Consider the following 7,427-nt stretch of genomic DNA (forward strand, 5'->3'; position numbering starts at 1 on the left):
GAATTGCTTCCTTGAATCCTAGACCTCTTCGAGCTATTACATAACTTGCTAAATGATGGACTGACAAATTATGTAATCGTGCATAGTTATACCTGCCGATTATGGAGGTATATCCTGGAAATACTTTCCTAAAGGACACACCGCGCTTCTTACATTTACGTTCCAGCAGTTCTAAGGCGGTGGTCTTCAAATTGCTTAATTTTCGGTTGAGTCTTGTATTATAAGAAAATTTTTGGCCGAATTGTAAGTCCTCGACCACGATACCTTTGCCTTTATTGATGCAGTAATTGACGATTTTATCCATCTTATAGGAGATATAATCATTACGTTTATCTGTTCGATAGTTGTGAAGGTTGTTAAACGAAATGCTATGATAAGAGAGAAGTGTGCCGTGCTGATCCACATTGGTTAAAGCGACAAAATTATAGTTGAAATCTAAACCGATGGCACCATGTTCGTACCCGTAATGTGATGCGGGAACTGGAATCTCATAGGATACATGGACAAAGTAACGCACCTTTCCCTTGAAGAGTTTCCTTTTTACGGTCACCGTGTATTTGTTGGCATTAAGAATTTGCTGAAACCACTTTTCCTGTACGTAGTTTACGGACATTGGAATGATCAGCCACTTGCGTCCCTTTTGCTTGGAAAAGGTTCGTATCTTGACGGTTTTATCTGGTAATACCTTGAGATTCAGATTCTTTCCCTGTTGCTTTCCGATACAACTGAAGGACGAGTCCCGTCGTATTCGGAACTCTTCCCTACTTATGTTACCGCGTATTCTCTGCCTAAATAAATTCTTAGTACCAAATACTACGGGTTCGAGATGTAAGTTGTTCAGTTTAGCCATTATCGAGGATCTGCGGGCGTATAAGCCCTTCAATCGCTTGTCTTGTGTATCCTGTTCCTTTATTTTGTTGATTTTCTTGGTAACGACTTGTAGCTGCTGTGTCATGCGTTTGCGTCGTTTTGTCAACCAGGTCTTTTGTTGCTCCAGTTTCATCCTGTTATCAATCAGGAGGGTATTGACATAGGGGTTGTTATGACACTGATCCATCAAACACTTTTGTATGGTTTTGCTCTCATCGAAATGTTTGACCATATAGTCCTCGCCATGAAACAACAGATTATAGCCGACGCGTTTCACGCGGTTATAGATGGCAAAGATCTCATGGAGCTGATGTTCTTGTGTCTCATCGGGATACATTCGGAATTTGACGGTCTGAATCATCGTGATCGACTCCCCCCTACTTTGTTCTTATTAATTATATTAAAAACACAGAGAGGCTTATGTGAAAGTGATTAAGAAGCACTGTAAAAAAAATGCGTGCCTAGGGTACCTTCTGATCTTTTACTGGAAGAAAAAATATGTTTGATCAGAGTGTATTTAGAGGCTGGCAATATTGCACGACCAATGTCTGATTTTGTCGTCGATGGAAAGAACGTGTTATGTGAGTTTGATGTTTTTAAGATATTCAATGATGAAGTAGAAGCTAAAGAGTATGCAAAAAACGATAACATAAACATCATTTTCTCAAACTAGAAGTATAATTTTGAGAATCCTATTTACTGATTATAGAATATATCGCTTTCTTACTTAGGAAATATAAAGGGGAATGCAGATTTTGCTATTAAAGGGGTTAAGTGACTGGAATGGCATTCAAGCGAAAGAAAGATGAGGCTTCACAGCCTGAGGATACATTATCAGATCTAGAAGTTCACATGAAATACTGGGAGTTCGTGCTTGCGCAATTTATTCAAGGAGTCACAGAAAAAATCACAAAAAGTCTGGGAGATTGGCGAAATGTTGCATCTTTGGATATCGTGAAAGTTCTTGTAGATAGTGTTTTTGAAGAAGGCAAACCATTGTTAAAAAAACTTATTGAAAAGATCTTTCAGCAGAAAAAAAGAGATTTAAAAGATTGACAGGGATTAAAGGTGTTTTTTCACATTTTTGAAATGAAGTTTGGCCACTAGGGGCAGAATTTTCGGCTCGATGTCAGCAGGTTTTGTTTTTCTAAGATCAATTTTGTATTTCTTATTCAGTTTATCAACTTCATTCTCGAAAATATATTTTGCAATAATGCTAGCAAGAGCCACAGAGATCTCAGATTCACCTTTAGTTTTCTGAATTATTTCTAGATTTGTCCTGTCGACATTTGAAAGTCTGTATTCTGTTTTTTGAAAGTCAAATTTGTCTATGACAACCTTCGCGTTGTTGAATTTTATTTCCTTCAATAAATCCTTTATTGCTGCTGAGTGCGCCCAAGCCAACATGTCGTTTAGCGTTTTCCCTTCGTTCTGGAACTCCTTGTATTTTGAATTATAGACTTCAGGCTTAAGAATTACTAGTTTTCTGGGAAATTTTTGCTTCACAAGTTTTTGTGCAAGATTCAACAGTTGTTGCTTAGCAATTGATTTGCTATCCCTGACGCCCATCCTTCTACATTCTATGATCAGATCAGGAGTTAATGCAACTCCTTCTACCACAAGTGGTCCATACCATTCGCCTTTCCCTGCTTCATCCGATCCTAAAATGTAGTCATAGATCTGTTCCTTCTTTAAAATGGCATCAATTACTTGTTGAGATTCCTTAGATCCATTATGAACTACTTTTCCACTATAAACCACTATACTGATTTTTCCGTCTTTTATTCGTAACAATTCGTATTCAGTTTTTGGACGGACTCTCTTTAGACTCTTTTTTTGAATATACAATTTTAACTCTTCAATTTCTGATTTATCAAGTGCTACAGAGATGGGAGGCATATTATCACAACTCATCGCAGCAAATACGGCAGAACCCGCTTAATATTGTAGAAAATGGAATTTTATGTCCTATTAAGTAAAGGTCATTATATTAAAATTATATTAAAATTGTCTTTTTCGATGGGGCTATTGAGACTGGTGAACATGAGATTAGTTTTCTTTTAGTTTTTAAATCCAAAAGAGAAGATGAATCATCTCAATGGCGATTGAAAGGTGAAATCAAATTCTCAGTTACATCAGGTATGAATAATGTGCAACTCAAAACCTTTCGAGATACGGAAGACCGTATTATGTTGCGTTATGAGGAGAACTCATCTGAAAAAGAAGAACACACTGAGATATAACTTCAACATAATGATCATACATCTGCACAATAAGATTATATCTTAGTTACGATCTTCATTTTGTTTTGACACTCAGTTTCACAAACCCGAAAAAACTTGAGATGATGAAATGATCGTTGGAATTGTTGGTAAACCGAGTAGCGGAAAAACGAGCTTTTTGAACGCCGCCTGTCTAACTGACGCAAAAGTGGCTAGTTACCCTTTCACTACAATTGAACCTAATCAGGGAATTGCATATGTTAGGAAACCATGTCCTCATGTAGATTTAGGCGTAGAAGATACACCAGTCAACTCATTATGTATGGAAGGGATACGTCATATACCAGTCGAACTTATTGACGTTGCCGGTCTTGTTCCTGACGCCTGGCAAGGAAAAGGTCTAGGTAATCAATTCCTTGACGATCTAAGACAAGCAGATGTGTTAATTCATGTATTAGATGCCTCCGGTTCAATAGATGCAGATGGGCAACCAATTGAAGCGGGAAGTTATGATCCTAAGCAAGATATTAGTTTTCTTGAGAGAGAAATCAATATGTGGTTTCTCCAAATAATCCAAAAGGACTGGAATAGATTAACTAGACATGCAGAATCGGCTCGGAAAGAAATCGATGAGCCATTAGCAGATAAGCTTTCTGGATTGGGAATAACACGAAGCCATATCCGTTGGGCACTCAGAGAAGAGAGTGTGAGTAAAGAAAAACCAGTGAATTGGTCAGATGAAGAATTATTCAACTTCGTTGAAGTTTTACGAAAAGTTTCGAAACCCATGATCATTGTTGCTAACAAGGTTGATATGTCAACTTCAGAAAAATACCTAAACAGTTTATTAGAGTTAGAAGACTATATAGTTGTACCAACTTGTGCGCTTTGTGAGTATGCACTAAAAAAATTAGATGAAAAGGATGTAATTGAATATAAATCCGGTGAAAAGTCTTTTAAAGTCAATAAGTCTGATGTAATTTCTGATAAAGAAAAAGCAAGCCTTGAACGAATTCAGACAGAAATTTTAGAAAAATATGGGTCTACAGGTGTTCAAGCAGCGTTAGAAAAAGCGGTTTTTGAACTTTTAGATATGATTGCAGTATATCCAGTGCATGATACAACAAAATTTGCAGACTCGGAAGGTAGAGTTTTACCTGATGTATATCTAGTTAAAAGAGGCACAACTGCAAAAGAATTCGCAGGAAAAATTCATACTGACCTAGCAGAGACCTTTATACATGCCGTAGATGCACGTACTGGAAAAAGACTTGGTGAAAACCACGAATTAAGCGATGGCGATATCATAAAAATTGTTAGCGCGAAAGGACTAAAATAGCACGAAAATTCTTTGATCATTCTATTTTTGTTGCGTTTCTGTTTTTATATGACCGTTTTTTAGATTTACGGTTAATTAATTCCTTTAGATCTTTCTTTTTAGCAGTCACCTTGAAAACATTCAACGAAACCAAGGATTCAAAGGCTTCAACCAAGATTCAGTATCAGCTATAATAACTGCCACAGATCCCCGAGCAGCAGCTAGAGTCGTTGGGGCATAGAAAAAAGACTGGCTTTCAAAGAATATTCTAATTTAGAAAGCATGGTCAATTAAAAAAAATAAAAAAGAGGCTAACTAGCGATAGAACGGCACGGGTTCTGCTCCTGATTTTCTTCGATCTAGTGCACCCTGTTCGATGAATGCTTCGTATATTTTAAGATTTTTTGTTCCGCTTGGTTTCACTTTCTTTAATGCGTCTAGGATGTGTTTGTCGAACACTTTGACATATTTAGCCTCCTCTTTTACGCGCTCTTTCGAAATACCAGATTCGAAGAATTCGCGGATTGCTAACATCACTGCTTCTCGACAAACTGAGGCAATATCGGATCCAACATAATCTTCTGTCAATTCTGCCAACTTTGTAATATCAACGTCGTCTGCAAGTGGTTTACCTTTGAGATGGATCTTAAATATTGCTTCTCTGGCGTCTTTGTCGGGTGCAGGCACATAGATTAGTCTGTCAAACCGTCCTGGTCGCAATAGAGCAGCGTCGATTATATCAGGTCGGTTAGTTGCTCCGAGCACAACGACATTCTCCAGTTCCACGAGTCCATCCAGTTCAGTCAGGATCTGACTAATGACACGCTCAGTGACATGAGAATCACCAAAACCCATGCCTCTGTGAGGAGTTATTGCATCTAGTTCATCGAAGAAAATAATTGTTGGTGCTGCTTGCCTTGCTTTTCTGAATGTTTCACGAACCGCTCGTTCTGATTCACCCACCCATTTCGACAAAACTTCTGGGCCTTTGATTGAGATGAAGTTTGCCTCTGATTCATTGGCGACGGCTTTTGCTAAAAGTGTCTTGCCGGTACCTGGGGGGCCAAATAAAAGAATTCCTTTTGGTGGTTGCGTATTTGTCGCTTCAAAGACTTCTGGAAATTTGAGGGGCCATTCAACGGCCTCTTTTAATTCTTGCTTAGGTAATTCAAGACCTCCAATATCTTCCCAATGGACATTGGCGACCTCAACAAAGACTTCTCGCATAGCTGATGGCTCAATATCTTTTAATGCTTCCAAAAAGTCGTTTTGTGTAACTTCAATTGACTCAAGCACCGATACAGGTAGTTCTACTGCGTCTAAGTCGATTTGTGGTAGTATTCTTCGTAATGAAATCATAGCGGCTTCCTTAGCTAAAGTCGATATATCTGCCCCTACAAATCCATGTGTAATCTCAGCTAGTTTCTCTAAGTCCACATCCTCTGTAAGAGGCATGCCACGCGTATGAATTTGAAAGATCTCTAATCGACCATTTTTACCTGGTACGCCAATTTCAATTTCCCTATCGAAACGTCCACCTCTTCTCAATGCGGGATCTAATGAATTCACTCGATTGGTCGCCCCGATAACAATTACTTGTCCTCGTGATTCTAGGCCATCCATTAAAGCCAAAAGTTGTGCAACTACTCTTCGCTCGACTTCTCCGGTTACTTCTTCTCGTTTTGGCGCGATAGCATCTAATTCGTCTAGAAATATAATACTAGGTGCGTTATCTTCTGCTTCTTTAAAGATTTCGCGAACACGGGCTTCCGATTCCCCATAAAACTTACTCATAACTTCAGGACCAGATAAGTTAATGAAGTATGCATCTGTCTCATTAGCAACCGCCTTAGCCAAAAGAGTTTTCCCAGTCCCAGGAGGACCATGTAACAAGACACCCTTGGGTGGCTCGATTCCAAGTCGCTCAAAAAGTTCAGGATGTTTAAGCGGTAATTCAATCATTTCGCGAACTTTCTGAATTTCAGATCCTAAACCACCAACATCTTCATACGAAACGGCTGGAATTCGTCGCTCCATTTCTTTAGCAGGTTCAGCTTTCAAAATAATTTGTGTATCGGAGTTGACTATTGTAGCTACATTTGAGGGTTGAATTGCAGTTACTACAAGTTCAATAGGTCTGCCCATAATCGCAAATCGAATGCGATCGCCCTTCGTTATTGGGCGTCCTTGTAAGAGCCTGCTTAAGTATATTTCCCCTCCCATCAATCTCAAGGGTTCAGTAGGGGCAAATGTTATTTTTTCTGCGGGTCTTGCTTGAACCTTAGTTATCGTCACCTTATCATCAATTGTTACTCCAGCGTTGCTTCTTGTTGCCTTGTCAACACGTATTGATTCAGTACCAGTGTCATCTGGATAACCTGGCCATACGAGAGCTGCTGTTTTTCTCTTACCAGTAATCTCAATAACGTCTCCAGAGCTAAGATTCGCTGCAGTCATTACATTCTGATCTATTCGTGCAATTCCTCGTCCTACGTCTCTCTGTCTAGCCTCTAAGACTCGTAGTGTTAAATCACTAGAATTTTCCATAATATTTTCACCTCATATTAAATAATAATCGCGCGCATGCGCGCGATTCAGTTATGGTACATAAAAGTCTGTACGACGAAGTTTATAAACCTTGTGTTTATGGAATATTCAATAAATAATAATATTAAGTGGTTTAAAAAACTTTATATAGACTTTAAGCCTAGTTAAGATATAAATATTGAACTGTACAGAAATATCTGTTTATATTGAATAACAAGCCGGTGGAAAAAAATGAGTGATGAAGACGATTGGGATAATTGGGATAAAAAGAGAAAGAAAAAGCGTGATAATTGGGATCCTTTTGATATGATAGACAATTTAAGAGAAATGATGGAAGACATGATGAAACAAATGGGAGATCGCCCATTTGACATGGCTGATTTTGAAAAATTCCTGCCGAAATTCAAGTTACCTAGTGGTTTCGAGAAGAAGGGTCCTTACATTTTTGGTTTTTCAATGGGTGTGGGTCC

The 7,427-nt window shown here is 38.5% G+C and carries 6 protein-coding genes and 1 pseudogene; 4 read left to right on the plus strand and 3 right to left on the minus strand.

Annotated elements, in window-relative coordinates; translation table 11 throughout:
• Positions 1-1,231 (minus strand): IS200/IS605 family accessory protein TnpB-related protein (locus QVB70_RS07615; RefSeq protein ID WP_287585044.1); only part of this gene is annotated, 1,231 nt, incomplete at its 3' end.
• Positions 1,232-1,372: 141 nt separating this feature from the next.
• Here QVB70_RS07615 and QVB70_RS07620 point away from each other — a divergent pair.
• Both QVB70_RS07620 and QVB70_RS07625 read left to right on the plus strand, forming a co-directional pair.
• Positions 1,373-1,543 carry a hypothetical protein gene (locus QVB70_RS07620; protein WP_287585046.1) on the plus strand — a complete coding sequence of 57 codons (171 nt, stop codon included), beginning with the start codon at positions 1,373-1,375 and terminating at the stop codon, positions 1,541-1,543.
• 110 nt (positions 1,544-1,653) lie between these two features.
• Complete coding sequence (locus QVB70_RS07625) at positions 1,654-1,926, plus strand: hypothetical protein (RefSeq protein ID WP_287585048.1); 273 nt, start codon at positions 1,654-1,656, stop codon at positions 1,924-1,926.
• A 6-nt stretch (positions 1,927-1,932) separates the two neighbouring features.
• Here the strand turns inward: QVB70_RS07625 and QVB70_RS07630 are convergent, their stop codons facing one another.
• Positions 1,933-2,769, minus strand: a complete 837-nt coding sequence (locus tag QVB70_RS07630) for a ribonuclease HIII (protein WP_287585050.1) — start codon at positions 2,767-2,769, stop codon at positions 1,933-1,935.
• A 453-nt stretch (positions 2,770-3,222) separates the two neighbouring features.
• Between QVB70_RS07630 and QVB70_RS07635 the strand changes: the two genes are divergently transcribed.
• Complete coding sequence (locus QVB70_RS07635) at positions 3,223-4,431, plus strand: redox-regulated ATPase YchF (protein WP_287585052.1); 1,209 nt, start codon at positions 3,223-3,225, stop codon at positions 4,429-4,431.
• A 294-nt stretch (positions 4,432-4,725) separates the two neighbouring features.
• Here the strand turns inward: QVB70_RS07635 and QVB70_RS07640 are convergent, their stop codons facing one another.
• A complete protein-coding gene (locus tag QVB70_RS07640) occupies positions 4,726-6,957 on the minus strand; it encodes a CDC48 family AAA ATPase (protein WP_287585054.1) in 2,232 nt (743 codons plus the stop codon).
• A 231-nt stretch (positions 6,958-7,188) separates the two neighbouring features.
• Here QVB70_RS07640 and QVB70_RS07645 point away from each other — a divergent pair.
• Positions 7,189-7,427 (plus strand): annotated as a pseudogene (locus tag QVB70_RS07645) (hypothetical protein); the annotation flags it as partial.

The sequence above is a fragment of the Candidatus Borrarchaeum sp. genome (assembly GCF_019058535.1).
In the GTDB taxonomy this organism is placed as follows: Archaea; Asgardarchaeota; Sifarchaeia; order Borrarchaeales; family Borrarchaeaceae; genus Borrarchaeum; species Borrarchaeum weybense.